The sequence below is a fragment of the Devosia sp. genome, assembly GCF_965229025.1.
In the GTDB taxonomy this organism is placed as follows: domain Bacteria; phylum Pseudomonadota; class Alphaproteobacteria; order Rhizobiales; family Devosiaceae; genus Devosia_A.
In genome coordinates, this window is record NZ_OZ245853.1 from 2,624,953 (window position 1) to 2,650,389 (window position 25,437).

24 protein-coding genes are annotated in these 25,437 nt (G+C 63.4%); 21 read left to right on the forward strand and 3 right to left on the reverse strand.

Going from position 1 to position 25,437, the window contains the following annotated elements; translation table 11 throughout:
* Positions 1-55 precede the first annotated feature (55 nt).
* Together ACO06J_RS12810 and ACO06J_RS12815 are read right to left on the reverse strand one after the other, a co-directional pair.
* On the reverse strand, positions 56-556 hold the full coding sequence (locus tag ACO06J_RS12810; RefSeq protein WP_421761103.1) for a YidB family protein: 501 nt from the start codon (positions 554-556) through the stop codon (positions 56-58).
* A 59-nt stretch (positions 557-615) separates the two neighbouring features.
* The gene (locus ACO06J_RS12815) at positions 616-870 is read right to left on the reverse strand and encodes a GlsB/YeaQ/YmgE family stress response membrane protein (protein ID WP_421761104.1); all 255 of its coding nucleotides are present in this window, start codon (positions 868-870) and stop codon (positions 616-618) included.
* 329 nt (positions 871-1,199) lie between these two features.
* On the opposite strand from ACO06J_RS12815, the gene ACO06J_RS12820 reads away from it, so the two are divergent.
* The 13 genes from ACO06J_RS12820 to ACO06J_RS12880 all read left to right on the forward strand — a co-directional run bounded on the left by ACO06J_RS12820 (position 1,200) and on the right by ACO06J_RS12880 (position 13,870).
* A complete protein-coding gene (locus tag ACO06J_RS12820) occupies positions 1,200-2,435 on the forward strand; it encodes an ABC transporter substrate-binding protein (RefSeq protein WP_421761105.1) in 1,236 nt (411 codons plus the stop codon).
* A gap of 69 nt (positions 2,436-2,504) precedes the next feature.
* Positions 2,505-3,536 carry a carbohydrate ABC transporter permease gene (locus ACO06J_RS12825; RefSeq protein ID WP_421761106.1) on the forward strand — a complete coding sequence of 344 codons (1,032 nt, stop codon included), beginning with the start codon at positions 2,505-2,507 and terminating at the stop codon, positions 3,534-3,536.
* Positions 3,537-3,538: 2 nt separating this feature from the next.
* Positions 3,539-4,423, forward strand: a complete 885-nt coding sequence (locus ACO06J_RS12830) for a carbohydrate ABC transporter permease (RefSeq protein WP_421761107.1) — start codon at positions 3,539-3,541, stop codon at positions 4,421-4,423.
* A gap of 6 nt (positions 4,424-4,429) precedes the next feature.
* Positions 4,430-5,482 carry an ABC transporter ATP-binding protein gene (locus ACO06J_RS12835; protein ID WP_421761108.1) on the forward strand — a complete coding sequence of 351 codons (1,053 nt, stop codon included), beginning with the start codon at positions 4,430-4,432 and terminating at the stop codon, positions 5,480-5,482.
* Between the two features lie 148 nt (positions 5,483-5,630).
* Positions 5,631-7,010, forward strand: a complete 1,380-nt coding sequence (locus ACO06J_RS12840) for an amidase (RefSeq protein ID WP_421761109.1) — start codon at positions 5,631-5,633, stop codon at positions 7,008-7,010.
* A gap of 69 nt (positions 7,011-7,079) precedes the next feature.
* Complete coding sequence (hisD, locus tag ACO06J_RS12845; protein ID WP_421761110.1) at positions 7,080-8,405, forward strand: histidinol dehydrogenase; 1,326 nt, start codon at positions 7,080-7,082, stop codon at positions 8,403-8,405.
* Positions 8,406-8,409: 4 nt separating this feature from the next.
* Positions 8,410-9,174 carry an SDR family NAD(P)-dependent oxidoreductase gene (locus ACO06J_RS12850; protein ID WP_421761111.1) on the forward strand — a complete coding sequence of 255 codons (765 nt, stop codon included), beginning with the start codon at positions 8,410-8,412 and terminating at the stop codon, positions 9,172-9,174.
* Positions 9,159-10,235 carry a LacI family DNA-binding transcriptional regulator gene (locus ACO06J_RS12855; protein WP_421761112.1) on the forward strand — a complete coding sequence of 359 codons (1,077 nt, stop codon included), beginning with the start codon at positions 9,159-9,161 and terminating at the stop codon, positions 10,233-10,235. Before ACO06J_RS12850 ends, ACO06J_RS12855 begins: the two co-directional genes overlap by 16 nt.
* A gap of 106 nt (positions 10,236-10,341) precedes the next feature.
* Positions 10,342-11,382, forward strand: coding sequence for a cupin domain-containing protein (locus tag ACO06J_RS12860; protein ID WP_421761113.1), 1,041 nt, complete (start codon positions 10,342-10,344; stop codon positions 11,380-11,382).
* Positions 11,382-12,518, forward strand: coding sequence for a cobalamin-independent methionine synthase II family protein (locus ACO06J_RS12865; RefSeq protein ID WP_421761114.1), 1,137 nt, complete (start codon positions 11,382-11,384; stop codon positions 12,516-12,518). The genes ACO06J_RS12860 and ACO06J_RS12865 overlap by 1 nt, the downstream gene beginning before the upstream one ends.
* An 8-nt stretch (positions 12,519-12,526) precedes the next feature.
* A complete protein-coding gene (locus ACO06J_RS12870; RefSeq protein WP_421761115.1) occupies positions 12,527-13,225 on the forward strand; it encodes an RraA family protein in 699 nt (232 codons plus the stop codon).
* Positions 13,226-13,274: 49 nt separating this feature from the next.
* Entirely contained in the window at positions 13,275-13,529 is a 255-nt protein-coding gene (locus ACO06J_RS12875) for a type II toxin-antitoxin system HicA family toxin (RefSeq protein ID WP_421762507.1), read from the forward strand.
* Positions 13,526-13,870: a type II toxin-antitoxin system HicB family antitoxin gene (locus tag ACO06J_RS12880; protein ID WP_421761116.1), complete on the forward strand. Its 345-nt coding sequence runs from the start codon at positions 13,526-13,528 to the stop codon at positions 13,868-13,870. Before ACO06J_RS12875 ends, ACO06J_RS12880 begins: the two co-directional genes overlap by 4 nt.
* A 53-nt stretch (positions 13,871-13,923) precedes the next feature.
* Here ACO06J_RS12880 and hisD (ACO06J_RS12885) read toward each other — a convergent pair whose 3' ends face one another.
* Entirely contained in the window at positions 13,924-15,216 is a 1,293-nt protein-coding gene (gene hisD, locus ACO06J_RS12885) for a histidinol dehydrogenase (protein ID WP_421761117.1), read from the reverse strand.
* A 286-nt stretch (positions 15,217-15,502) separates the two neighbouring features.
* On the opposite strand from hisD (ACO06J_RS12885), the gene ACO06J_RS12890 reads away from it, so the two are divergent.
* From ACO06J_RS12890 to ACO06J_RS12925, 8 genes are all read left to right on the forward strand, one after another.
* Positions 15,503-16,255 carry an alpha/beta fold hydrolase gene (locus tag ACO06J_RS12890; protein WP_421761118.1) on the forward strand — a complete coding sequence of 251 codons (753 nt, stop codon included), beginning with the start codon at positions 15,503-15,505 and terminating at the stop codon, positions 16,253-16,255.
* Positions 16,252-17,406 (forward strand): ester cyclase, encoded by a 1,155-nt coding sequence (locus tag ACO06J_RS12895; RefSeq protein ID WP_421761119.1) that lies wholly within the window; start codon positions 16,252-16,254, stop codon positions 17,404-17,406. The genes ACO06J_RS12890 and ACO06J_RS12895 overlap by 4 nt, the downstream gene beginning before the upstream one ends.
* A gap of 268 nt (positions 17,407-17,674) precedes the next feature.
* The gene (locus ACO06J_RS12900) at positions 17,675-17,764 is read left to right on the forward strand and encodes a potassium-transporting ATPase subunit F (protein WP_421761120.1); all 90 of its coding nucleotides are present in this window, start codon (positions 17,675-17,677) and stop codon (positions 17,762-17,764) included.
* A 7-nt stretch (positions 17,765-17,771) separates the two neighbouring features.
* The gene (gene kdpA / locus ACO06J_RS12905; protein WP_421761121.1) at positions 17,772-19,463 is read left to right on the forward strand and encodes a potassium-transporting ATPase subunit KdpA; all 1,692 of its coding nucleotides are present in this window, start codon (positions 17,772-17,774) and stop codon (positions 19,461-19,463) included.
* Between the two features lie 11 nt (positions 19,464-19,474).
* The gene (gene kdpB, locus ACO06J_RS12910) at positions 19,475-21,514 is read left to right on the forward strand and encodes a potassium-transporting ATPase subunit KdpB (RefSeq protein WP_421761123.1); all 2,040 of its coding nucleotides are present in this window, start codon (positions 19,475-19,477) and stop codon (positions 21,512-21,514) included.
* Positions 21,515-21,525: 11 nt separating this feature from the next.
* Complete coding sequence (kdpC, locus tag ACO06J_RS12915) at positions 21,526-22,074, forward strand: potassium-transporting ATPase subunit KdpC (RefSeq protein WP_421761124.1); 549 nt, start codon at positions 21,526-21,528, stop codon at positions 22,072-22,074.
* Between the two features lie 3 nt (positions 22,075-22,077).
* The gene (locus ACO06J_RS12920; protein WP_421761125.1) at positions 22,078-24,753 is read left to right on the forward strand and encodes an ATP-binding protein; all 2,676 of its coding nucleotides are present in this window, start codon (positions 22,078-22,080) and stop codon (positions 24,751-24,753) included.
* On the forward strand, positions 24,746-25,435 hold the full coding sequence (locus tag ACO06J_RS12925; protein ID WP_421761126.1) for a response regulator: 690 nt from the start codon (positions 24,746-24,748) through the stop codon (positions 25,433-25,435). Before ACO06J_RS12920 ends, ACO06J_RS12925 begins: the two co-directional genes overlap by 8 nt.
* Positions 25,436-25,437 lie beyond the last annotated feature (2 nt).

Below are 25,437 nucleotides of genomic sequence, written 5' to 3' on the forward strand. Positions count from 1 at the left end.
TTGCCCCTTGAGCTGCAGGGCACGATATCGGCCCGTCATGACGACGGGCCGAAGATCAGGCTGACGGTAGCAGCGTAGCACGAGCTTCCGATTCTGTGGGCATGCGGCCGCCCGGGGTCAACTGGTCGACGGTGGCTGGGATGGCACTTGCGAGGCGTTCCAGCAATTGCTCGCGGGAGAGACCGGTGCGACGAGAAAGTTCGGCGAGATTGTCTGCGCCAACCGCCGCTTCGACCTGCTGAGGCGTCAGCCCTTGGGTGGGGACCGAAGGGTCGATCCAGGAGTTGGCGACCTTTTCGGTTCCCGCTGCCTTGAAGCTGTCGAGCAATTGCCCGAGGCCACCAGTCAGCACATTGGAGCCGGCTCCGGAGCTTGATGAACCACCGAGGAGATCGCCAAGACCGCCGAGCAATCCGCCGGAGTTGGCGGCGCCGCTGAGGGCGCCGCCTTCCTTGGTCAGCCCGCCGAGCGCGTTGGCGATCTTGTCGCGGTTCTGGAAGCCCGCAACTGCAACGAGGCCAAGCAGTGCGAGCATTGACGGCATGCCGTTCGACATTTGCAGTCTCCCTTGAGGTGGATGTCGTTGAGTGGACTTGGTGGAGCGGGTGTCTTGGATCAGACCCGACGACGCGCGAGCATGCCCCAGACGAACAGGACGATGATGGCGCCGACGACGGCCCCGATCAGACCCGCGCCTTCACCGGGCGCGTACCAGCCCAGAGCCTGGCCGAGATAGGAGGCGACGAACGCCCCGACGATGCCCAGGATGGTGGTCAGGATGAAACCCGACGGCTCGTTGCTACCCGGCATGATGAATTTGGCGATGACGCCCGCGACGAAGCCGATCAGAATAGTCCAGAGAATGCCCATGATGTTTCCTTATTGCCGGGCGCCCCAAGCGCCTTCGGTTTCGGGATTGGAAACGTGGCCGGGTTGCTGAGGGTTCCAGAGCGGACACAAAATTCTTGTCGGCACCTCCGGTTTCGCCACTAAAAAAGGCAGTGACGCAACGTGATGCATACGAATGCAGAATCAATTTGCATTCGTATGCAAAAGTGTCATAGCGTCGTTATATCGCAGGGCTGACGACCGCCGGACAAACGAGAATTGACCACCTCCGAGCGACTGCAGATCCGAAGCGGGAGAACACATCTGGAGCCGTCGCAGAACGTCTCCAGGCGCATCACAGGAGAGACGATATGAAGCATTTTCTGGCATTGGGCGTGTCCATCGCGGCGCTCAGCCTTGGCGCCGGTGCAGCCTTCGCCGATTGCGGCATCGCCGCTGGGTCGGTGCGCATCCTTTCAAACGATTTCGAGGCCTTGCGCCTGATCGGCACGACTGCCGAGGAATGCGCCTCGGCCGCCGTGACGGTGACCGACAACGCCACTGCCGAGCACAAGAACCTCCAGGTGCCGGCGCTGAGCATCAACCCGGCCGAATATACGGTGGCGATGGTTGCCAACAATTCGATCGTGCCGCTGCTCAATGGCGACCTGATCCGTCCGCTCGACGACCTGGTTGCCAAGTATGGCCAGCAGTTGACCCCAAACCAGCTGATCAAGATCGACGGCAAGGTCATGGCCATCGCCTTCATGGGCAACGGCCAGCACCTGTTTTACCGCAAGGACATCCTCGAGAAGGCCGGCGTGCAGCCGCCCAAGACCTGGGATGACGTCCTCGCTGCCGCCAAGGCGATCAAGGATGCCGGCTTGATGGACACCCCGCTGGCCGCCAGCGTCAAGCCGGGCTGGGATCTCGCCGCTGAATTCGTCAACGCGTATCTCGGCACCGGTGCCGAGTTCTTCGCGCCGGGTTCGGCCGAACTCGCAATCGACAATGCCAATGGCCTCAAGGTGCTGGAGACCATGAAGGCGATGACCGCCTATATGAGCCCCGACTACCTGACCTTTGACGCCAACTCCCTGCAGGCTGAATATGAAGCCGGCAAGGTTGCCATCATGAACGAGTGGGGTTCGCTCGCGGGCGCCATTCTCGACGACAAGGGTGCGGTTGATGGCGTGGTAGCCAACACCGTGCTGGCTGCTGCCCCGACGATCGGCGATGGCACCATTCCCGCGGCAGCGCTCTGGTGGGATGGGTTCACCATCGCCAAGAACATCACCGATGCCGACGCTGAAGCTTCGTTCCAGGCCATGATGCACGGCATCAGCCCGGATATGGTTGCCAAGAACGCGGCTGTCGCCACCTGGCTGGTCAAGGGCTACACCCCCGGCCCGGCAGCTGTCGGCGTGATCGCCAATGCCAATGGCGGCGCCCGTGCCTACCCGATGCAGCCCTATATGGGCCTCCTCCACACTGCGCTGTCGACCGAACTGGCCGACTTCATCGCCGGCAAGGAAGATGCAGCGCAGGCGCTGGCCGACGTCAAGGCAGCCTATGACACTGCTGCCAAGGAAGGCGGCTTCCTCTAAGCTCGACCAACCGGGAGGGGTGCGAAAGCGCCCCTCCCCTCCTCCACCACTCGTGCCAGGAGGCGCTGCATGCCCCACAAGACATTCTTCGCCTTCATCCTGCCGTCGCTCATCGCGATGGTGCTGTTCATCGCGCTACCGATCGTTTCCGTGGTGGTGCAATCGTTCTATGTCGAGCACGGCCGTATCCTCGTCGAAGTTGAGAACTGCCAGCCCTTCGGCGGATGCACCAAGGAGGTGCGCGTCGATTCCGAAGCCACAGCCAAGCTGAAGACTGAGCAGCCGCTGGGCAAGTTCAACGGTATCGGCACCTATCTCAACCGCGGCCATCTGGCGGTCGAAGAGATCGGCACGATCCTTTCAAAGAACACCGGCATCGCGGACATCGTTACCCGCCTGTACAACCTGCCGTTCTACAAGGCGCTGGCCTTCACGCTGGTGTTCTGCTTCGTCGTGACACCGCTCGCCATGGGGCTCGGCTTCGTCATCGCGCTGGCGATCAACACCATCCCCCGGATGATCAAGGGGCCGGTGATCTTCTTTTCACTGCTGCCAATGATCATCACGCCGCTGGTCGGCTCGCTGATCCTTTATTGGATGATCCACCCGCAGGGCATCCTCGGTGCCACGCTGCAGGACGTGTTCAACGATCCCAACCTGTCGCTGCGCGGTTCGCCGCTGCTGACCTGGATTTCTCTGCTGTTTTACGGCGTGTGGACCAACGCACCCTTCTCGTTCGTGGTGTTTTACGCCGGGCTGCAGACCGTGCCGGGCGACACGCTTGAAAGTGCGATGATCGATGGCGCGTCGCGCTGGGAGCGCATCCGCTTTGTCATCCTGCCGCACCTCGCGCCACTCGCGACCTTTGTGGCGCTGGTGCAGCTGATGGACAATTTCCGCGTGTTCGAACCCATTGTCGGCTTTTCGGCTGAAGCCAATGCCACCTCGCTGAGCTGGCTGATCTACAACGACCTCAGCGGCGACTCGCAGCTGTTCGGTTCGGCCGGCGCCACGTCGGTGCTCACCATTGTGGGCGTCGTGATCCTCCTGATGCCGGTGCTGGTGCGCACCTGGCGTGAATTCAACGGCAAGGTGGTCTGACGATGTCCGTTTCCGTCGCGCAGAGGCGGCCGCTGCCGCTTAACCTCATCATCGGGCTGTTCATCGTCTTCTGGGTGATCCTTGCAGCCTTCCCGTTCATCTGGACGGTGTGGGGCTCGTTCAAGGTCGAGGCCGACTTCTTCTCCCGCGAAAGCTGGTGGAATGCGATCTTCGGCACCAACACGGTCAAGGAGACCGGCGCCGCTTTCACCGGCGACGGGTATTATGGCGCCTGGGTGAAGCGGGAGTTCTGGCGGGCGGTCGGCAATACCGCAATCGTGACGGTTTCGGTCACCGTGATCTCGCTGACGCTCGGCACGCTCGGCGGCTACGCGTTGGCCCGCTCCGGCCAGCGCTATGCGTTCTGGATCCTGATCGCAGCGCTGGTGTTCCGCGCCATGCCACACATAACGTTGGTCTCGGGCTACCTGTTGCCGTTCTTCCAGCTCAATATCTGGGGCGTGCTGCCGACCTCGATCATCGTCCTCGTCGCCATCAACCAGCCCTTCACGCTGTGGATGTTGCACTCGTTCTTCCTTTCGATCCCCAAGGACCTGGACGAGAGCGCCATGGTGGACGGCTGCTCGCGCTTTGAGGCGTTCCGCCGGGTGATCATTCCGGTGATGTGGCCGGGCGTGGTGACGACGGGGCTGTTCAGCTTTCTTCTCGCCTACAATGACTTCGCCACGACCTCCATGCTGCTCTCGGCTGACAACCAGACCATGGTGCCGAAAATCTCGAGCTTTTTGGGCTCGGTGCAGGAGCAGGGCAACGTCATGTACGCCGTGGCAGCGGTGGTGTCGGCAACGGTGCCGCTGTTCATCCTCGTCTTGTTTTTCCAACGCCAGATCGTCAGCGGGTTGACCGCCGGCGCAGTGAAAGGCTGAACCCTCATGGCTCAGATCCGCCTCAAGAACGTTTCCAAGCGCTGGACCAATTTCGTTGCGGTTGAGAACTTCAACCTCGATATCGCCGACCAGGAGTTCCTGGTGCTGCTCGGCCCCTCAGGCTGCGGCAAGACAACGACGATGCGGATGATCGCCGGGCTCGAGGATGTGACCGGCGGCGAGATCTGGATCGGGGACCGGCTGGTCAACAAGCTCGAACCCAAGGACCGGGACATCTCCATGGTGTTCCAGAGCTACGGGCTTTACCCCAACATGACCGTCTACGAGAATATTCGCTTTCCGCTCCGGGTGCGGAAAGTGCCGCAGGAGCAGCACCATGAAAAGGTGATGGCGGCGAGCAAGATGGTGGAGCTCGACGATTTCCTGCAGCGCAAGCCGGCGGCCCTGTCGGGCGGGCAGCGGCAGCGTGTGGCGCTGGCCCGCGCCATTGTGCGCGAGCCCAATGCCTTCCTGATGGATGAGCCGCTCAGTAACCTCGACGCCAAGCTGCGCGTCTCGACGCGGGCGCAGATCAAGAACCTTCACCATACGCTGAAGCGCACCACGATCTATGTGACGCATGACCAGATCGAGGCGATGACGCTGGCTGACCGCGTGGTGGTGATGAGCCGCGGCGTGGTGCAGCAGGTGGGGACGCCCATGGAGATCTACGACAAGCCCGCCAACACCTTTGTTGCGGGCTTTATCGGATCGCCCGCGATGAACCTCGTGCCCGGTGATATTCAGGATGGGGTGTTCTCCGGCGAGAACATCCGGGTCGAGGGCCTGGCGAAAGCCGCACGCGGACCCGTGACGCTCGGCTTCCGGGCTGAGGACGCGAGCCTTGGCAGCGAGAATGCCCAGATCGCGGCGCCGATCTATTCAGTGGAACTGCTCGGTGAGGCCACGATGATCTCGATGCGGGTCGGCGGCGAGCTGGTTTCGGTCAAGACCACCAAGGACTACCGCGCCGAAATCGGCGATGCGGTGCGTGTCGTCGTGCCGGCTGCGGCGTGTCATGTGTTTGACCGCTCGACCGGCGCCCGCCTCGTCGCCTGATGCAAGACGAGCATACACCTAAGCGCGCGCTGGCGGCGGCAAAGGCGGCTGGCATTGTGGTTCCAAAGAGCGAGGAAGCGCCTGTTATTGCGGGCGCCAACTGGCTCAAGGGCTGCGTCGAGCTGTTGCGCAAGGCGGGCCTTGGAAAATGACGTTCGCCGACCTATCGATCCCCGATGCAGGGGCACGCCTCCGCGATGGCAGCCTCTCTTCTGTGGACCTGACCCAGGACCATCTCGACCGCATCACGGAGCGCGAGCCGCACTATCAAGCGTTCGTTACTGTTACCAGCGAGCGTGCCCTTGAGGACGCGGCACGGGCGGACCGGGAGCTCGCGGAAGGCCTTGATCGCGGGGCGCTGCACGGCATCCCCATCGCGCTGAAGGACCTGATCGACACTGCCGGCATCCGCACCACATCCGGATCGCGCCGCTTTGCAGACCACGTTCCAGCCGAGGACGCAGACGTCGTGCGGCGGTTGAACAATGCCGGGGCGGTGCTCATCGGCAAGACCATGACGTATGAGTTTGCGCTGGTCGGGCCGAGCTTTGATCTGATGTTCCCGGTGTCTCGGAACCCCTGGAATGTCGACCATATTACGGGCGGCTCGTCGTCCGGCTCGGCGGCAGCGGTGGCGGGCGGGCTGGTCCGCACGGCGATCGGCACCGATACGGGTGGCTCGATCCGCAGCCCCTCCAGCTATTGCGGCGTCGTCGGGCTGAAGCCAACCTACGAGCGAGTGTCGCGTCAGGGTGTTTTCCCGCTTTCGCCCAGCCTCGACCATGTCGGCCCGATCAGCGCCAGCGTCGAAGAGGCGGCGCTGACGCTGGATGCCATTTCGGACGCCGACGCTGCGTCGCGCCTTCACGACGGGATTGAAGGCAAGCGCCTTGCCTATGCCCGCAATTGGTTTGCCACTGATCCTGAGACTCATCCAGCGGTGCTCGCTGCGATGGACGATGCCGTATCGGCGCTGACACTGCTGGGCGCTGTGGTCGAAGAGGTACAACTGCCCAAGTACGCACTGTTTGAAGCGACCGGCGCCGTGGTGTTGCAGGCGGAGGCCCTCGCCATCCACCGCGCAGCGTTACGAGACCAGCCACAGGACTATGGCCGACTGGCGTTTCAGAATCTGTTGACCGGCCTTGCGCTCACCGATGACGATGTTGCGCTGGCGCGGCGAGCTGCCGCCGAACTGGCGCGACAATTCAATGCCGATATCTTTGCGCGCTTCGACGCGCTGGTGACCGTGAATACGCTCTCACCCGCCCTGCCGTTTTCAGCCTTCGATGGGGTGACTTCGGTATGGACGCATATGCGGACTTTCCCGTTCAACGTCACAGGCAACCCGGTGCTCGCCTTGCCAATTGGCTTTCACCAGGGCTTGCCGCTGGGCATGCAGATTGTCGGGCGGCACGGCGATGAGGCAGGAATCTGCACGATCGGACAGGCCTTTGAGATGGGCACCGATCACGCTACCCAGCGCCCGTCCTTTCCGGACATCACCACAAGCGGAACTGCGCAGTAGGTCGTATTTACAATGTTGCATACGTATGCAACATGGTTATTAATCAGAACACGCGGGTAGGAGCTGTCTATGGCACAGTGGCTGAAAAAGAGCAAAACGGTCGAGGAGCGCGCCGAGGCCAACAAGCAGGTGCGCCTGACTGTCGAGACCATCCTCGCCGATATTGAAAAGCGGGGCGATGACGCGGTGCGCGAGTTGTCGCGCAAGTATGATGGCTGGGACCGGCCCGATTTCCGCCTGAGCCAGGCCGAGATCGACGCCTGCATGGCGCAGCTCTCCGACCAGGACCTTTCCGACATCGCCTTTGCCCAGACCCAGGTGCGCAATTTTGCCAAGGCGCAAAAAGCCACCATGCAGGAGCTTACGGTCGAGACCCTGCCCGGCGTCACGCTCGGACACAAGCATGTGCCGATCGCCGCCGTTGGCTGCTATGTGCCCGGCGGCAAATATCCCCTCCTCGCCTCTGCCCACATGTCGGTACTCACCGCCAAGGTCGCAGGCTGCGGCCGCGTCATCACCAGCGCGCCGCCCTTCAACGGCAAGGCGGCGCCGGCGATCGTTGCAGCGCAGCATATGGCGGGGGCGGACGAAATCTTCGTCCTAGGCGGCATCCAGGCGATTGGCGCGATGGCCATCGGCACCGCCAGCATCAAGTCGGTCGACATGCTGGTCGGCCCCGGCAATGCCTATGTGGCGGAAGCCAAGCGCCAGCTCTATGGCAAGGTCGGCATCGACCTGTTTGCCGGCCCCACGGAAACCTTGGTGATCGCCGACCGGACGGTGGATGGCGAGCTCTGCGCCACCGACCTTCTGGGGCAGGCCGAGCACGGCCCGACTTCGCCGGCGATCCTTCTGACGAACTCTGAAGCCCTGGCGCGCGACACCATGTCGGAAATCGATCGCCTGCTGGCGATCCTTCCGACCGGTGAGGTCGCCCGCAAGTCCTGGGACGATTTTGGCGAAGTCATCGTCTGCGACAGTTACGAGGAAATGGTCGAGATTGCCGACCGCATTGCCTCTGAGCATGTGCAGGTGATGACAGATCGTGACATGTGGTTCCGCGATACGTTGCAGAACTACGGCGCACTGTTCCTCGGGCCGCGCACCAATGTCGCCTATGGGGACAAGGTGATCGGCACCAATCATACTCTCCCCACCATGAAGGCGGCGCGCTATACGGGCGGACTGTGGGTCGGCAAGTTCCTCAAGACCTGCACCTGGCAGATCGTCGAGACAGACGAGGCCTCGGCAATGATCGGTGAATATGCGTCGCGCCTGTCGATGCTTGAGGGCTTTGTCGGCCATGCCGAACAGGGCAATATCCGCGTCCGCCGCTATGGTCGCCGCAATATTCCCTATGCCACCGCGGCAACACCGCGGACCGCCGCCGAGTAATGCAATGATCCTGCCGCGCACCCCGAACCAGCGTCTCGACGGCAAGCGCGCCCTCGTGACCGGCGGAACGCGCGGTATCGGGCTTGGCGCAGCGGTGGCTCTTGCCGAAGCCGGTGCGCATGTGACAGTGGTGTCGCGTACATCCGCCGATGTTGCAGCCACTTCGGGGGCGCTGCAGGCAGCGGGGCGGGCAGCGGCCGGCGCGGTGCTTGACGTTACCGATGTCGCCGCCGTGCAGGCTTTCATTGGCGGGGTGGCACCGTTCGATATCCTTGTGAACTCTGCGGGCGGCGCGCGTCACTCGGGCTTTTTCGAGATCACCGAGGCTGACTACCAGGCGGTGATGGACCTCAACCTCAAGTCCGCACTCTTCGTTTCCCAGGCGGTTGCTGCACGGCTGATCGAGACCCAGCGGCCCGGCTCGATCATCCACATCTCGTCGCAGATGGGTCATGTCGGCGGGCCGCGGCGCGCCGTTTATTCCGCCAGCAAATTCGCGGTGGAAGGCCTCAGCAAAGCCATGGCGATTGAACTCGGACCGCATAACATCCGCGTCAATACGATCTGCCCGACCTTTATCGAAACCGAACTGACATCGAAGACCCTTGCCGACCCTGAATTCCGGACCTGGGTACTCGCCAAGATCAAGCTGGGCCGGCTGGGGCGCATCGAGGATATCATGGGGCCGGTCGTGTTCCTCGCGTCAGATGCCGCTGCGATGATGACGGGATCCTCACTCATGGTGGATGGCGGATGGACATCGGAATAACCAAGAAGTCCCCCGTCACCTCATCTCAGGTGGCAGAGCACGCTGGCGTCAGCCAGTCGGCAGTATCGCGTACCTTTACGCCCGGGGCGTCGATCTCATCGAAAACGCGTGCCAAAGTACTGGCTGCTGCCAAGGAACTTGGCTACCGCCCCAATGCCATCGCCCGCTCGCTGATCACCAACCGCTCGCGCATCATCGCGGTGGTGATGGCCTATCTCGAAAACCTGTTCTATCCGGACGTGCTCGAAGAGCTTGGCCGCCGGCTCGCGGCCGAAAACTACCATTTGCTGCTGTTCACGGGCTTCATGGATCGCGACAGCGATCCGGTGTTCGATCAGTTGATGCAGTATCGCGTCGACGGGATCATTCTCGCCTCGACCTCGCTGTCCTCCGAACTTTCCGAGGAATGCACGGTCGCGGGCATTCCCGTGGTGCTGTTCAACCGGACCACCGAGCGCGACACCGCCTCGTCCGTCACCACCAGGAACCGCGAGGGCGGACGGCGGATCGCAGAGTTCCTGATCGCAGGCGGACACAAGAGTTTTGGCTATATTTCGGGCCTCGAAAACTCATCGACCAATCGCGACCGTTTCGCGGGGTTTCGCGAGGGACTGAGCGCCCACGGCGTCACCGACATCGAAATCCGTACCGGCAATTATAGCCGCACCGACGCTGAGGCCGCTGCCCGCGAACTGCTGTCGCTCCCGCAGCGCCCCGAGGCCATCTTCGTTGCCAATGACCACATGGCTGTCGCCGTGATGGATGTGGCGCGCTACGAGTTCGGGCTTTCGATCCCGGACGATCTGTCGATCGTCGGTTATGACGATGTCGGCCCGGCCCGCTGGCCCTCCTATGGCATCACGTCGGTGACCCAGCCGATCGAAGGAATGGTCGAGGCGACCGTCGACATCCTGATGGACCAGATCGCGTCGGGCGAGATCGAGGCCCATCACAAGGTGATCGCCGGCGAAATGGTGGTGCGCACGTCGGCCCGGCTGCCGAAGTCCGGCATCGTTACCGTAGACGACCGCCGGCTCTATCGACCGGAGAGCACGTCATGACCCGCCTGTTGTCAGCGCGCGCTGTGCATACGAATGCGCCGTCTCACGCAAAACTGTTCCAAACCGCTCTGCCACGCATCCAAGCTATGATCGAAAGGACTTTCCCATGACCAAATGGACCCAGGAGGCGATGGAAAAGCGCCTCGTTCGCTATGCCGACCTCAAGGGGCTGCGCAACGCCTTCATCGACGCGCGGACGCCCGGTTCGGACCGCAAGGAAAACTTCACCATCATCGGGCCGGGCGTTTCCGAGAACCCGGCGCAGGTGGTGCATATCCCCGAGGCGCACGGCTTCAATGTCGGCGCGGCACGCCAGCCCTTTGGCTGCACCAACAGCCAGCACAGCCACCTGACCGCCGAGACGTTCGTCGTTCATACCGGCAAGTGGCGGTTCGTCTTTGGCGCCAACAAGGACGAAGGCTATATCGATGTGGAGCCGGGCGACGTCGCCACGGTGCCAACCCACATGTTCCGCGGCTTTGAAAAACGCGATGAGGGTACCGGTTTCCTCTACGTCGTTCTCGGTCATGACGATCCCGGCAAGGTGGTCTGGGCGCCATCGGTGTTCAAGATGGCCGAGGATTTTGGCCTGAAGCTGCTCAAGGGCGGTAAGCTGATCGATACGACGCTGGGCGAAAAGGTGCCCGAGGGTGCCGAACTCGAGCAGCCGCCGACGGCAGAAAAACTGAAGGAACTGGCAACCCCACCGCTTACGGAACTGGTGAAATACGCCATCAAGGCCAGCGACATCAAAGGCAACCCGAACTCGCCACTGGCAGGTCCGGGCGCCGAAGAAGCGCCGGTGATCGGCGATGTCGATGCAACTGACGGTTTCAAGGCAGGCCCCATCTCAGGACACTGGAAGCACGATTTCACGCTGCGCCGGCTGAAGCTCGAAACCGGCGCCACCATCCCGGCTCATACTCGCGCCGAACAAGAAGTGATTTTCGTTCAGTCTGGCACGCTTGAGGTGACCTGGGCTGACGGCAAGCTGATCATGGGTGCCGGTGACACGCTCACCGTCCCCGTCGGGCTTGCCCACGGCTTCCGTAACCCGACCTCGGCTGACGTCATCGCCTTTGTCGTGCGGGGTGCGGCCAGTCCGGCGGCCCCGGTGTTTGCCGACAACCGCGTGGCGGCCGAGTAATGGGCCGCATTCGCACCACCCATGTCGGCTCGCTCCCACGGTCCAAGCAGGTCACGGACCTGGTCTTTGCGCGCGAGGGCGGGGTGCCCGTCGAGGAGGCCGGGTTCAACCGCATCGTGGCCGCAGCGGTGGGCGATATCGTCGGAAAGCAAAGGGCGGCGGGCGTTGACCTGCCGTCCGATGGCGAGATGAGCAAGATCAGCTATGCCACCTATATCAAGGACCGTCTCACCGGGTTTGCTGGCGACAGCGCCCGGCAGCCGCCAAGGGATCTGGAGCTGGTGCCGAGCTTTCTCGAGCGACAAGCGCGATCAGGCGGCACCCCCAGCTACAAGCGCCCCAAATGTGTGGGCGAGATCACCGTCAAGACCCTGCAGCCGCTGCACGACGATGTCGCCAATTTCCAGTCCGCGCTCGATACGCACGGGTACGAGCTTGGCTTCATGAACTCGGCCACGCCGGGCGTTATTGCGCTGTTCCAGCCCAACGAATTCTACAAGACGCAGGACGACTATCTCGAGGCCGTCGCGGAAGGTATGCGGCTCGAGTACGAAGGGATAGTGGACGCGGGCTTCATCCTGCAGCTCGACAGCCCCGATCTCGGGCTCGGGCGCCACATGATGTACAAGGATCTCGATGACGCCGGGTTCGTGAAGGCGGCCGGCCGGCACATCGAGGTGCTCAACCATGCGCTTCGCAATATCGATGGCAGTAAAGTTCGGATGCACGTGTGCTGGGGCAATTACGAGGGCCCGCACAATTGCGATATCGCGCTCAGCAAGGTGTTGCCCACCCTTCTGACCGCCAAGCCGCGCGCCCTGCTGTTCGAAGGCGCCAATCCGCGTCACGCCCATGAGTGGGTGGACTGGAAGTCGGTGCAGATCCCCGATGACTATGTGCTGATCCCCGGGCTGATCGACTCGACCACCAACTTTGTCGAGCACCCCGAACTGATCGCCGAGCGGCTGATGCACTATGTCGATATCGTCGGCGCCGACCGCGTCATCGCCGGCACCGATTGCGGCTTTTCGACCTTTGCAGGGTTCGGCGCCGTCGACAGCACCATCGTCTGGATGAAACTCGCGGCCCTCGCAGAGGGTGCCGGGCTCGTCAGCGACCGACTGAACCTGCACTGAGGCAGACCATGAGCATTTCCGCCGACACCCTTGCCATTCTCCGCCGCAATGACACGCCCACCATCTGCAACGCGCTTGAGCACGTGATGGGCGGGCGCACGGCGGAGGGGTTCACCAAGTCGCCGGTGGTTTCTGCTGATCCCAGCCTGCCACCGATCGTGGGCTTTGCCCGCACCGCCCGCATCCGCGCTTCATCGCCGGCCCAGCAGCCGGCGGCAGAAGTGCGGGCCCTGCGCATGGCCTATTATGAGTATGTGGCGAGCGGCGAAGGGCCCAATATCGTCGTCATCGAGGATACCGACTGGCCGCACTGCATCGGCGGCTTCTGGGGCGAGATGCAGGTGGCCCAGCACAAGGGCCTCGGCATTGCCGGCACGCTGACGAATGGCGTGTTGCGCGACCTCGGCATGCTCGACCCCGGCTATCAGGTGGTGGCAGGCTCGGTCGGCCCCAGCCACGCCTTCGTCCATGTCACCGACATTGACATCCCCGTCACGGTGTTCGGCATGCAGGTAAAGCCCAACGACCTGGTACACGCCGACCGTCATGGTGCTGTGGTGATCCCCGCAGCCCACATCGAGCAGATGCCCGCTGCCATCGATATCGTCATCCGCAAGGAACAGCCCATCCTCAAGGCCGCGCGCGCGCCTGGGTTCACGGTGGAGAAACTGCGGGCGGCTTGGATCGAGGCTGATCAGATTAAGTGATTGCACTTTTTGATTGCAGATCGACCGGCGCAAGCTTATCTTTGGGCGGGTGAACAGCAAGCAGCGCAAAACACTGACCGCCGTTTTCAAGGACCCGGTCTCGGGCGCCATCGCGTGGGCCGATATCGAAAGCCTGCTGATAGCCGTTGGGTGCACTGTCGTTGAAGGCAACGGTTCTCGCGTTCGCTTTGTCAGCGGCGGACATATCGCCAGCTTTCACCGACCGCATCCTGCCAAGGAAGCCAAGCGCTATCAGGTGCGCGATGCGCGCGAGTTCCTGTCGCTTATCGGAGTTAAGCCATGAACGTCATGACCTATCGCGGCTACTCGGCGCGACTTGAGTTCGATGCCGAAGACGAGATCTTTACCGGGCGCATCGCAGGCATCCGCGATGTGGTGGGGTTTCATGCCGACACGGTGGCGGACCTGAAGACTGCGTTCCATGAAGCGGTGGACGACTATCTCGAAGCCTGCGCGAAACTGAACAAGACGCCGCAAAAGCCCTATTCGGGAAATCTCATGCTGCGGGTCGGACCAGACGTGCATTCCCGAGCGGTTCTCGCAGCGGAGCTCTCCGGCAAGAGCCTAAATCAGTGGGGAGAGGAGACCCTCGCCGCTGCGGCCCAGCGCGTTCTGGAGCGCTGAGCCTTCGGCGGTCCCCCTCCCCCGCGGGCGGGGGAGGATTCCTGACAGCACGCTCAGTGTTTCGCCTGCAGCCTATCCAGCCGCAACTGCGCGGCGCGGCGGTGGCCTTCAAGGGTTTCGCTGGCGCTCTGCCGGGCGGCCGGGGGCGCTACTGTCTTCACGCCGCGCTCATCGAGCCACTGGTGCGTCGCGATCTTCACATAAGCGCCGACCCAGAGCCCGCCGGTGTAGCGGCCAGCGCCCATGGTGGGGAGCGTGTGGTTGGTGCCGACGCACTTGTCGGAATAAACGACGCTCGCCAGCTCGCCGATGAACAGCGAGCCATAATTGCGGAGCTTTTTGGCCATGCCGTGCGGGTCAGCTGTGTGAACCTGCAGATGCTCGGCGGCGACGTGGTCGGAATAGGCGATCAGCGTGGCTTCGCTGTCGCAGACGACGATTTCGCCATAGTCCTTCCAGGCGGTCCCGGCGACATTGGCGGTTGAAAGCGTCGCGAGTTGCGCTTCCACCTGCTTCAGCGTCGCTTCGGCCAGCGCCCGGTCGGTGGTGATGAGGCCGACGCGGGTGCGCACGTCATGCTCCGCCTGCGCCAGCATGTCGGTGGCGATCATTTCGGCATCGCCGGTGGAATCGGCGACGATGAAGATTTCCGAAGGACCGGCAAGCTGGTCGATACCGACCGGGCCAAAGACCTGGCGCTTGGCTTCGTTGACGAAGGCATTGCCGGGACCAACGATCTTGTTGACCGCGGGGACGCTCTCGGTGCCGTACGCCATGGCGGCGATGGCTTGCGCGCCGCCGATCTTGAAGATGCGATCGGCACCGGAGAGGTGGCAGCCAGCGATCATGGCGCGGTGCGCATTGGGCGGCAGGCACGCGATCACTTCATCAACGCCCGCAACTTTGGCCGGCACGATGGTCATGATCGGCGCCGAGAGCAGCGGATAGCGGCCGCCGGGGACGTAGCAGCCGACGCGCTCGATCGGGATGACGCGGTGGCCCAGATGCACACCGGGGAGCGTTTCGATCTCCAGCGGCAAGATGGTCGCGAGCTGGGCTTCAGCAAAACGGCGTACGTTGGCGATGGCGAATTCGGTGTCGGCGCGGGTCTGGGGAGCCAGTTCGGCAAGGGCTGCCTCACGCTCCTCGGCGCTCACTTCGAAGACGGAAATATCGGACTTGTCAAAGCGCAGCGAATAGTCCCGCACTGCCGCGTCGCCGTTCTCCCGCACATTGCGGATGATCTCGCCCACCAGATCTTCGACCGAAGCGTTGTCGGTTGTCTGGTTGCGCGACGGCGCTTTGACGAAGCTGATGCCCGTGGGGGCGAAGGTGGAATTGGACATGACGGCTCAGCCTCCGGAACTGAGTTGCGAAGCGACGGAATGGACGGGGCGGGCCCGGCTAGGCCCGGTCTGGCCCCTGCTAAAGGCGGCCAAGAAACCTCTTGCATACGTATGCAGTTTTTGCCAGTGTTTTCTTCAGCAAGGCATTTCGCCTTTGGTCGCGGCCTGCAGCCGCCGGAAACACGAGATGCAGGGACCACACACGATTGCCGCCGGTTCCACGCAGCGTTCACCGCAACGCTGGGATTTGCGTGCCTCGTCCGGCCTGCGGGTCTAGGCTGGACCTATGCTCGACCAACCCGCCATGGCATCCGAAACACTGCCGCTGCTCCTGCTGCCTGGAACGCTTGCCGACGACACAGTGTTCGCGCCGGTGCTTGAGCGGCTTGGAATGACCAGTACGTGGATGCGAATGGCCGGAGCGACAAGCGCGACAGAAATGGCAAGGATTATCCTCGCGGCCGCTCCTCAGCGCTTCACGCTGATAGGATTTTCACTCGGGGCCATCATGTCCCTTGAGGTCGTCGCACAGGCACCCGAACGGGTCGAACGGCTGGCACTGCTTGGCTGCAATGCGCGCGACCTGACGTCGGAGAAGGCTGCAGCGCGGCGTGCGACGGTTCCGATTGCAGAACGTCTGGGGCTCACAAGCTACATTGACGGGGTTTGGCAGACGTCAGTTCCCGCGCATCGGCGTAACGATCAGGAGCTTCGGGCGCAGTTGCATCAAATGGCCACGGACACGCCGATGGATGCCTTCCGCGACCAGATCGAGATGGCGATTGACCGCGTCGACAGCCGGCCCCGGCTTGAACTGCTCGACATGCCCGTCCTCGTCGCGTGCGGCGCGGAGGACGGCATATGCCCGCCCGAGCTCAGCGCAGAAATTGCAGGCGCCATTCCTGGCGCAACGCTGGCGATCGTTGAGGCCGCCGGCCACTACCTGACACTGGACCAGCCCGACGAAGTCGCGCGCCTGCTGCGCGAATGGCTGACGCAACCGACTCGAACATCACGACTTGCCAAGGAGTTCTCATGAGCGACGACAACAAGGGCGCCAAGCCCGCCCGTATTTCCCGCATCGACGCGCCCGCGGAAAGCGTGCTGCAGGTCGAGCGCCGCGACTACCCGGAGCTGGCGCCAACCGACCGGCCGCGCAGCCAGTCGATGGAGGGGTTCGACGAGGTCTATACCGACATCGTCGACTACATCGTGCGCTGCACCCACAAGATATGGGATGAGCGCGATATCGGTCTGATCTACACCCACTACACCCATAACTGCGTGCTCTATGGCACGATGGGGACGATCTATAACCGCGAGGACGTGGTGCGTGACACCATCCAGCGCCTCGTCTCGTTCCCTGAGCGGCGCGGCATGGCGACCCAGGTGATCTGGAACGGCAATGACAAGGATGGGTTCTATACCTCTCACCTCGTCACCGGCTCAGGCCGCCATACCCAGTTCGGCCATCTCGGCCAGCCGACGGGTCGGCCGTTCGTCTCGCGCACGATCGCTGACTGCATGATCATCAACAACAAGATCTATCGCGAGTGGGTGGTGGCCGATACCGCCGCCATCATCAGCCAGCTCGGGCTCGACCTCGATGCGTTTGCGACCCGCTTTGCCAAGTCGGCGCTCGACCGGGGCCAGACCTCGCTCGATATCGGCGAGAACCGGCGCCTCCTCGGCCAGTATCCACCAGAGGCGGAAGCCGACACCTCGCTCGCCAATACCCCGCTTGAAGCCGAAACGCTGCGCTGGCTGCACGAGGTGTTCAACAAGCGCATGTTCGGCAAGATCAAGGACGTCTATGCGCCGACCTGCCAGTATCACGGCCCGATGATGAAGGAGCTCTATGGCGTTGCCGCCGTGACGCACCAGCACCTGGGTCTCATCGGTTCGCTGCCCGACGCGTCGTATTCGCCGCAATATGTCTGCTCGGTCGACAGCGAAGAGGGTGGCACCAAGGTTTCCGTGCGCTGGATCATCGAGGGCCATCACCTTGGCTACGGGATCCTGCAGAGCCTTGGCGAACACCCAACCGGCAAGCGCGTCCAGGTCATGGGCATGACCCACTACCACTACAAGAACGGCAAGATCGTCGACGAATGGAACGTCTATGACGAGCTTAGCCTGCTCACCCAGGTCAAGCTGGCGCAGCTTGCGGATGTGAAGCCGGAGCTCTAGTCGTCCATAGTCACAGCTGAAACGGCCCGTTCTCGAAAGAGGGCGGGCCGTTTCCTTTCGGGGCACCGCCCCCTTCCCCCAGCATCTTTACGACGGCTTTACGCACCACTCAGCAAATCGCCCTAGAGCCTTTACGCGGCCAGGGCGTAGGCCCGCTCCATCATAAGTCGATGGAGTGTTCGATGTTGGCTGATCTCTTATACCTCGGTGGTGGGCTCGGAGGCTTTGGCCTGTTCTGGCTGGCCGTCAACGCCGCTAGGAGGCTGTGATGAGCCTCGACATCTTCCTTGGCCTACTGTTTGCAGCCGCGGTGCTCGTCTATGCGCTGGCGGCGCTGATCCGCCCCGAAAAGTTCTGAGGGCGTCATGACATCCGACCTCACTCAATTTGCACTCTATTGCGCCGTCACGCTCGCCATCGCCATCCCGCTCGGCGCCTATATGGCGCGGATCTATGCGGGCAAGCCCGGCTTCCTCTCGGCAATAGAGCGTCCCTTTTTCGGGCTCGCTGGCATCGATCCTGAAAAGGGCCAGAGCTGGAGCGCCTATGCGCTGGCGATGCTGGCCTTCAACTCGGCCGGATTCGTGCTGCTGTTCGGGATCCTCAAGTTCCAGGACCTGCTGCCGTTCAATCCGCAGGGCCTGCCCGGGCTGCGGGCGGACCTGGCGTTCAACACGGCCATTTCCTTTGTCACCAATACCAACTGGCAGTCCTATGGTGGCGAAACCACCATGTCCTACCTCAGCCAGATGGCCGGACTGACGACGCAGAACTTCGTGTCTGCAGCGACCGGCATGGCCGTCGCGGCGGCCGTTGCCCGCGGGCTCGCGGGCAATCAGGTGAAGACCATCGGCAATTTCTGGGCCGATATGACGCGCTCGACGCTCTACATCCTGCTCCCCATCGCCATCATCCTGACCCTGGTGCTGGTCTGGCAGGGCGTGCCGCAGACCATGTCGCCCAACCTCGTCGCAACGACACTCGAAGGCGGCCAGCAGACCATCGCCGTGGGGCCGGTTGCGAGCCAGATGGCAATCAAGCAGCTGGGCACCAATGGCGGTGGCTTTTTCAACGTCAACTCGGCGCATCCGTTCGAGAACCCGACGGCGATCGCCAATTTCCTCGAGATGGTATCGATCCTCGCCATTTCGGTGGCCTTCTGCTTCACTTTCGGCCGCATGGTCGGTGACAAGCGGCAGGGTCGGGCGCTCCTTGCGGCCATGGGCGTGCTGTTCGTTCTAGGCTTTGCCGGGATCTATGCCTCGGAGATCGCCACCAACCCGCTCCATGCCCCCTATATCGCCGCCAATTCCGGCAATATGGAAGGCAAGGAAGTCCGCTTCGGCATCGCCAACTCGGCCATTTGGACAGAAGCCACGACTGCCGCGTCCAATGGCTCGGTCAATGCGATGATCGATAGCTTCAATCCGCTGGGCGGCATGGTCGCCATGCTCAATATCGAGCTGGGTGAAGTGGTCTTCGGCGGCGTTGGTGTGGGCCTCACCGGCATGCTGCTCCTGGTGATCGTCACGGTGTTCCTTGCCGGGCTGATGGTCGGGCGCACGCCCGAGTATCTGGGGAAGAAAATCGAGGCGCGGGAGATCAAGCTCGCGGCGCTGACGCTGCTGATCATGCCTATCGGCGTCTTGGCCTTTTCGGCGCTCGCCATCATTTTCGGCACCGCCCAAACCAGCGTCCAGGATGCCGGGCCGCACGGGCTCACCGAGCTGCTCTATGCCTATAGCTCGGCCACCGGCAACAACGGCTCGGCTTTTGCGGGCTTCACCGCCAATGTCGACTGGCACAATGCCTGGATGGGCGTCGCCATGCTGTTTGCGCGCTTTGGCTACATCATCCCGATCCTTGCCATCGCCGGATCACTGGGCGCCAAAAAGACCGCCTCAGCCTCCGCTGGCACGTTCCCGACCCATGGGCCGGTGTTTGTCACCCTGCTCGTCGCGACCATCCTGATCGTCGGCGCGCTCACCTTCCTCCCCGTGCTCGCCCTGGGTCCGATCGCCGAACAGGTATCGATCGCGGCCGGCCAGAGCTTTTGAGGCAATCCAAAATGAGTAAGACCAACTCTGAAATCAGTCTGTTCGACGGGCCGATCCTGCGCCGCGCCGTCGGCCAGGCGGTTTTGAAACTCAACCCGCGCGGACTGATGCGCAATCCGGTGATCTTTGTCACCGCCTTGACCTCGGTGCTGGTGACCATCCTCGTCGTCCGCGACGCGGTGATCGGCTCACCGATGCTGGGAATCGGCATCCAGGTCGCGGTCTGGTTGTGGTTCACGGTGCTCTTCGCCAACTTTGCGGAAGCCATCGCCGAAGGTCGTGGCAAGGCGCGGGCCGACGCCTTCCGCGCCACTCGATCGACCACCCGCGCCAAGGTGCTGGCCGACCCACGCCGGCGCGATATCTTCCATCCCAAGGATGCGGCTGCGCTCGAAGAGGGCGACGTGATCCTCGTCGAGGCGGGCGAGATCGTCCCGACCGATGGCGAAGTGATCGAGGGTGTCGCCTCGGTCGATGAAAGCGCCATCACCGGCGAAAGCGCGCCGGTGATCCGCGAGTCCGGCGGCGACCGTTCGTCGGTGACGGGTGGCACGCGGCTGGTGTCGGACTGGCTGGTGGTCAAGGTCACCGCAGCGCCCGGCAACACCTTCCTTGATCGCATGATCGCGCTGGTCGAAGGCGCCAAGCGCGCCAAGACCCCCAACGAGATCGCGCTCGATATCCTGCTGGCTGCGCTGACGCTGGTGTTCCTGTTCGTCGTGGTCTCACTGCCGGTATTCGCCATGTGGTCGGGCACGCAGATTCCGGTCATCTACCTCGCAGCCTTGTTCATCACGCTGATCCCCACCACCATTGGCGGGCTGCTCTCGGCCATCGGCATTGCCGGCATGGACCGGCTGGTGAAGGCCAATGTCATCGCCAAATCCGGGCGCGCTGTCGAAGCGGCCGGCGATATCGACGTGCTGCTGCTCGACAAGACCGGCACCATCACCTTCGGCAACCGCATGGCCGATGCTTTCGACCCGCTGCCCGGTGTCTCTGAGCAGCAACTGGCAGAGGCCGCGTATCTGTCCTCCCTTTCCGATGACACACCGGAAGGCAAGTCGATCGTCGAGCTGGCCCGTAACAAGTTCGCGGTGCGCGCCGATGCTGCCCGGGATGCCGTGTTTGTCCCCTTCACCGCCCAGACCCGCATGTCTGGCGCCAATCTCGTCGACGGCACGACGATCCGCAAAGGCGCGTCTGATGCGATGCTGCGTTTCGTTGGCGCCCAGATGGAGCCGGCGCTCGACAAGATCGTGCGCCGCATCGCGTCGTCCGGCGGGACGCCTTTGGTGGTGGCCGAGGACACGCGCATTCTGGGCGTGGTGCATCTCAAGGATGTGGTCAAGCCGGGCATCCGCGAGCGCTTTGCCGAGCTGCGCAAGATGGGCATCCGCACCGTGATGGTCACGGGCGACAACCCGCTGACCGCTGCCTCTATCGCAGCGGAGGCCGGTGTCGACGACTTCCTCGCCGAAGCGACGCCGGAGCGGAAACTCGAACTGATCCGCGCCGAGCAGGCCGAGGGCCGCCTTGTCGCCATGTGCGGCGACGGGTCCAACGATGCCCCCGCACTGGCGCAGGCCGATGTCGGGGTGGCGATGAACTCAGGCACTGCCGCAGCGAAAGAGGCGGGCAACCTTGTCGACCTCGACAGCGATCCGACCAAGCTCATCGAGATCGTGCTGGTGGGCAAGCAATTGCTGATCTCGCGCGGCGCGCTGACCACCTTCTCGATCGCCAATGACGTGGCGAAGTACTTCGCCATCCTGCCGGCTCTGTTCGTCACGGCCTACCCGGGACTTGCCGTGCTCGACATCATGGGGCTGGGCACCCCGGCCTCCGCGATCCTCTCGGCGCTGATCTTCAACGCCCTGGTGATCGTGGCGCTGATCCCGGTGGCGCTGAAGGGCGTCAAGTATGTGCCGTCGTCGGCTTCGGCGCTGCTCAGCCGTAACCTCACCATTTACGGACTGGGCGGCCTCATCGCCCCGTTCATCGGCATCAAGCTGATCGACCTCCTGGTCGACCTGCTGCACCTCGCCTGAAGGAGGCTTCCATGTTGTCCAATCTTCGCCCGGCAGTGACGCTGCTCCTGGCCCTCACGCTCCTCACCGGCATCGCCTACCCGCTCGTGATGACCGGGGCGGCGCAGGCGCTGTTCCCGGCCCAGGCCAATGGCTCGCTCGTCGATGTTGGTGGCAAGACCATCGGCTCTGAGCTTATCGGCCAGAAATTCGAGACCGACCGCTACTTCCATGGCCGCCCATCCGCCGTGGATTACGATGCCTCGACCTCGTCCGGCTCTAACTACGGCCCAAGTTCCAAGCCGCTCCTCGACGCTATCAAGGAACGCGCCGCGGTCTATGGCGGCAGCAACGTTCCGGCGGACCTCGTCACCGCCTCGGGGTCGGGCCTCGACCCCGATATCTCGCCTGCGGCAGCGCTGATTCAGGTATCGCGGGTGGCTGCAGCGCGCGGCTTGCCCGAGGACCAGTTGCGTTCGCTGGTGACGGGACATGTGCAGGGGCCGGATTTGGGTATACTTGGCGCAGAACGGGTGAACGTCCTCGCCCTCAATCTCGCGCTCGACACTCTGAAACCGTGATCTATGGCCGAAGCTGATCGCCCCACCCCAGAAGCTCTCCTCGCTGCGACGCGGGGAGAGGGCCGTGGCAAGCTGAAGATCTTCCTTGGCGCCTCACCAGGGGTGGGCAAGACCTTTGCGATGCTGGAGGCCGCCCGGCTGCGGGTCCGTGAAGGCGCAGATGTGGTGGTGGGCCTTGTTGAAACCCACGCCCGTGCCGAAACCGAAGCGCTGCTGGCCGGTCTCGAAGTGCTGCCGCGCCGGCAGGTTGAGTATCGCGGCCAGATGCTCGATGAGTTCGACCTCGACGCGCTCCTCTCGCGCCGCCCGCAACTGGCGCTGATCGACGAATTGCCCCATTCCAACGTGCCCGGCTCCCGCCACCTGAAGCGCTGGCAGGATGTGATGGAGGTGCTCGATGCCGGTATCGACGTCATCACCGCGCTCAACATCCAGCACATCGAAAGCCTGAACGACGTGGTCGCCCGGATCACCGGGGTGCGCGTGCAGGAGACGGTGCCGGACGAGGTGTTCCAGCGCGCTGACGAGATCGAGGTGATCGACCTGCCGCCCGAGGAGCTGATCAACCGGCTGCACCAGGGCAAGGTCTATCGCGCCGGCACCATCGGGCGGGCGCTCGATAACTTCTTCACCAAGCCCAACCTCACCGCCTTGCGCGAACTGGCGCTGCGCACAGCAGCCAGCCGGGTCGACGAGGAGATGGTGCGGCTGATGCAGGCCAGCGCCCTCAAGGGGCCCTGGCCGACGCAGGAGCGCATCCTCGTCTGCATCAACGAATCCCCGCTCGCCAAATCGCTGGTGCGGGCCGGCAAGCGCATGGCCGAGCGGGCCGGTGTGGGCTGGATCGTCGCCACCGTGATCACAGCCCGCCACGAGGCCCTGCCCGATACGGCGCGCCGGCTGACCACCGAAGCGCTGCAGCTTGCCGAAACACTCGGCGCGGAGGTCGCGACGCTGCATGTCGATCGCGGCGCGGCGTCAGAGCTCATCAACTTTGCGCGCACCCGCAACGTCTCGCGGCTGCTGATCGGCCGCCCTCGCGCCCGCTGGCCGCTTGGCTTGCTGCGCGAGCCGGTGGCGGACCAGTTGCTCGATGCGGCAACCGATTTCGAGGTGACGATCGTTGCCGGCGAGGGCAACCGGTCCCGTGTTTCGGCGCTACCGCGCATCGATCTCGCCATCAGCTGGCAATCGCTGCTGGCCGGGGCCATCGGGGCGGCCATCGCGACCCTGATCGCGCTGCCAATCGATCTATGGGGGCTGGTCCCCTCGACCTCGCTGGTTGTCATCTACATGGTGACTGTGATGTTTATCGGCGCGCGCTACGGCTTGATGCCAGCGCTGGCCACCAGCGTCATCTGCTTTCTCACCCACAATTTCTTCTTCACGGCCCCACGCTACACCTTCACCATCCAGCATGCCGAGGACGTCGTCGGCATCGTGCTGTTTCTGCTCGGCGCGCTGTTTACCGGCACGCTGGCCGGGCGCCTCAGGGCGCAGGTGACGGCGATGCGCGCCAGCCAGCGCCGCACTGCGATGCTCTACGATTTCGCCAAGCGTGTGGCGGCCAAATCCGAGCTCGATGACGTGCTCTATGCCGGCGCCTACCATGTCGCCGCAACGCTTAACTGCCGCTCGCTGATCCTGATGCCGAGCAAAGGGGGCGAACTCGAACAGGTTCAGGGCTACCCCACCATCGAGGAGGAACTCGATCCCCGCACCGTCGCTGCGGCCCGCTGGGCCTTCGAGCGGGGCGAGGCGGCCGGCGCCGGGACCGCAACGCTGCCCACCTCGAGCTGGATGTTCGTGCCGCTATCTGGATCGAGCCTTCTGGGTGTAGTTGGCCTGCAGTTCGCCAATCCCAAGCGGGGCGCCGACCCCGAGGTCCGGCAGTTGCTGCAGGCGGTCGAGGATCAGGTGGCCGTCGCCATCGAACGCACCCGCATGGCGGCCGATCTCGAGAACCTCCGCGTCGAAGCCGAAGGCGAAAAGCTGCGGACCGCACTGCTCAACTCCCTGAGCCACGATCTCAGGACACCGCTGGTCTCGATCATCGGTGCGCTTTCAGGCCTTGTCGACGACACCCTGCCCGCTGCAAGCCGGTTGGAACTGACCCAGACCGGGCTCGACGAAGCGCGGCGGCTTGACCGCTATGTGCAGAACCTCTTGAACATGACGCGGATCGAATATGGCGCGCTGCGCCCGCGCAAAGTGCCATCGGACCTACGCGAACTGATCGGCGCGGTGCGCACCGATCTGGCGCGGGTGCTGGCGCAGCACAAGGTAGAACTGGCATTGCCGGCCGACCTCCCCAAGCTCGACGTTGATCCGGTGCTGATCGGGCAGGCGATCGGCAACGTGCTGGAAAATGCCGTGAAGTATGCGCCAGCGAACTCGACCATCGCCATCAGCGCTGCGGGACGCCGCGACGGCGTTGTGCTGCAGGTGACCGACGAGGGACCCGGCATTCCGGCCGCAGAGCGCGACAAGGTGTTCGATCTGTTTTACCGTGTGGCAGAGGGCGACAGGCGCCCGACCGGCACCGGTTTGGGTCTCGCCATCGTGCGCGGGTTCGTTGAAGCCAATGGCGGCCGCGTGCGGGCGCTGGCCGGGCCGGCTGGGCGTGGCACCATTATCGAGATCGAACTTCCTGCGGCACCGGACGACCCCCATGGCTGAGTTTCGCATACTCGTTGTCGAAGACGAAACCCCGATCCGGCGCTTTCTCAAGATCGCCATAGAGAGCGCCGGCTTTGCCATGATTGAGGCCGATCGCGGCCGGTTGGGTATCGAGAAAGCGGCCACCGAAGCGCCGGACCTGGTGCTGCTCGACCTCGGCCTGCCCGATCTCGACGGCAAAGAAGTGATCGCTGCGATCCGCGAATGGAGTCAGGTGCCGATCCTCGTCCTCTCGGTGCGGGATGCCGAGACCGAAAAGATCGCCGCACTTGATGCCGGGGCCGACGACTACGTCACCAAGCCGTTCGCGACCGGGGAGTTGCTCGCCCGCGTCCGCGCCCTGCTCCGCAGCCGCAAGGCGCCCGAAAGCGAACGCTCGACCATCGTGATCGGCGCGCTAACCATCGACCTTGCGGCCCATCTGGTGCGGGTGGGAGAAGACGATGTGAAATTGACGCGCAAGGAATTCGACGTCCTCGCTCTCCTCGCGCACCATGCCGGGCGCCTCGTTACCCACCGCCAGTTGCTCACGGCGGTGTGGGGACCGGCGCACGAGGCGGACAGCCATTATCTCCGTATCGCGATCGGCCATATCCGCGACAAGCTGGGCGACGACGCCGGCAATCCGCGCTTCATTCTCACGGAGCCGGGGATTGGCTACCGGTTGATCGATAGGAACTGACG

Coding starts and splice junctions, on each gene's coding strand:
- ACO06J_RS12840 (WP_421761109.1), top strand. CDS start 5,631: ATGACGTTCGCCGACCTATCGATCCCCGATGCAGGGGCACGCCTCCGC.
- ACO06J_RS12810 (WP_421761103.1), bottom strand. CDS start 556: ATGTCGAACGGCATGCCGTCAATGCTCGCACTGCTTGGCCTCGTTGCA.
- kdpB (WP_421761123.1), top strand. CDS start 19,475: ATGAGTAAGACCAACTCTGAAATCAGTCTGTTCGACGGGCCGATCCTG.
- ACO06J_RS12880 (WP_421761116.1), top strand. CDS start 13,526: ATGAACGTCATGACCTATCGCGGCTACTCGGCGCGACTTGAGTTCGAT.
- ACO06J_RS12855 (WP_421761112.1), top strand. CDS start 9,159: ATGGACATCGGAATAACCAAGAAGTCCCCCGTCACCTCATCTCAGGTG.
- ACO06J_RS12830 (WP_421761107.1), top strand. CDS start 3,539: ATGTCCGTTTCCGTCGCGCAGAGGCGGCCGCTGCCGCTTAACCTCATC.
- ACO06J_RS12925 (WP_421761126.1), top strand. CDS start 24,746: ATGGCTGAGTTTCGCATACTCGTTGTCGAAGACGAAACCCCGATCCGG.
- ACO06J_RS12890 (WP_421761118.1), top strand. CDS start 15,503: ATGCTCGACCAACCCGCCATGGCATCCGAAACACTGCCGCTGCTCCTG.
- ACO06J_RS12920 (WP_421761125.1), top strand. CDS start 22,078: ATGGCCGAAGCTGATCGCCCCACCCCAGAAGCTCTCCTCGCTGCGACG.
- ACO06J_RS12835 (WP_421761108.1), top strand. CDS start 4,430: ATGGCTCAGATCCGCCTCAAGAACGTTTCCAAGCGCTGGACCAATTTC.
- ACO06J_RS12900 (WP_421761120.1), top strand. CDS start 17,675: ATGAGCCTCGACATCTTCCTTGGCCTACTGTTTGCAGCCGCGGTGCTC.
- kdpC (WP_421761124.1), top strand. CDS start 21,526: ATGTTGTCCAATCTTCGCCCGGCAGTGACGCTGCTCCTGGCCCTCACG.
- ACO06J_RS12870 (WP_421761115.1), top strand. CDS start 12,527: ATGAGCATTTCCGCCGACACCCTTGCCATTCTCCGCCGCAATGACACG.
- ACO06J_RS12860 (WP_421761113.1), top strand. CDS start 10,342: ATGACCAAATGGACCCAGGAGGCGATGGAAAAGCGCCTCGTTCGCTAT.
- kdpA (WP_421761121.1), top strand. CDS start 17,772: ATGACATCCGACCTCACTCAATTTGCACTCTATTGCGCCGTCACGCTC.
- ACO06J_RS12825 (WP_421761106.1), top strand. CDS start 2,505: ATGCCCCACAAGACATTCTTCGCCTTCATCCTGCCGTCGCTCATCGCG.
- hisD (WP_421761110.1), top strand. CDS start 7,080: ATGGCACAGTGGCTGAAAAAGAGCAAAACGGTCGAGGAGCGCGCCGAG.
- ACO06J_RS12865 (WP_421761114.1), top strand. CDS start 11,382: ATGGGCCGCATTCGCACCACCCATGTCGGCTCGCTCCCACGGTCCAAG.
- ACO06J_RS12820 (WP_421761105.1), top strand. CDS start 1,200: ATGAAGCATTTTCTGGCATTGGGCGTGTCCATCGCGGCGCTCAGCCTT.
- hisD (WP_421761117.1), bottom strand. CDS start 15,216: ATGTCCAATTCCACCTTCGCCCCCACGGGCATCAGCTTCGTCAAAGCG.
- ACO06J_RS12850 (WP_421761111.1), top strand. CDS start 8,410: ATGATCCTGCCGCGCACCCCGAACCAGCGTCTCGACGGCAAGCGCGCC.
- ACO06J_RS12895 (WP_421761119.1), top strand. CDS start 16,252: ATGAGCGACGACAACAAGGGCGCCAAGCCCGCCCGTATTTCCCGCATC.
- ACO06J_RS12815 (WP_421761104.1), bottom strand. CDS start 870: ATGGGCATTCTCTGGACTATTCTGATCGGCTTCGTCGCGGGCGTCATC.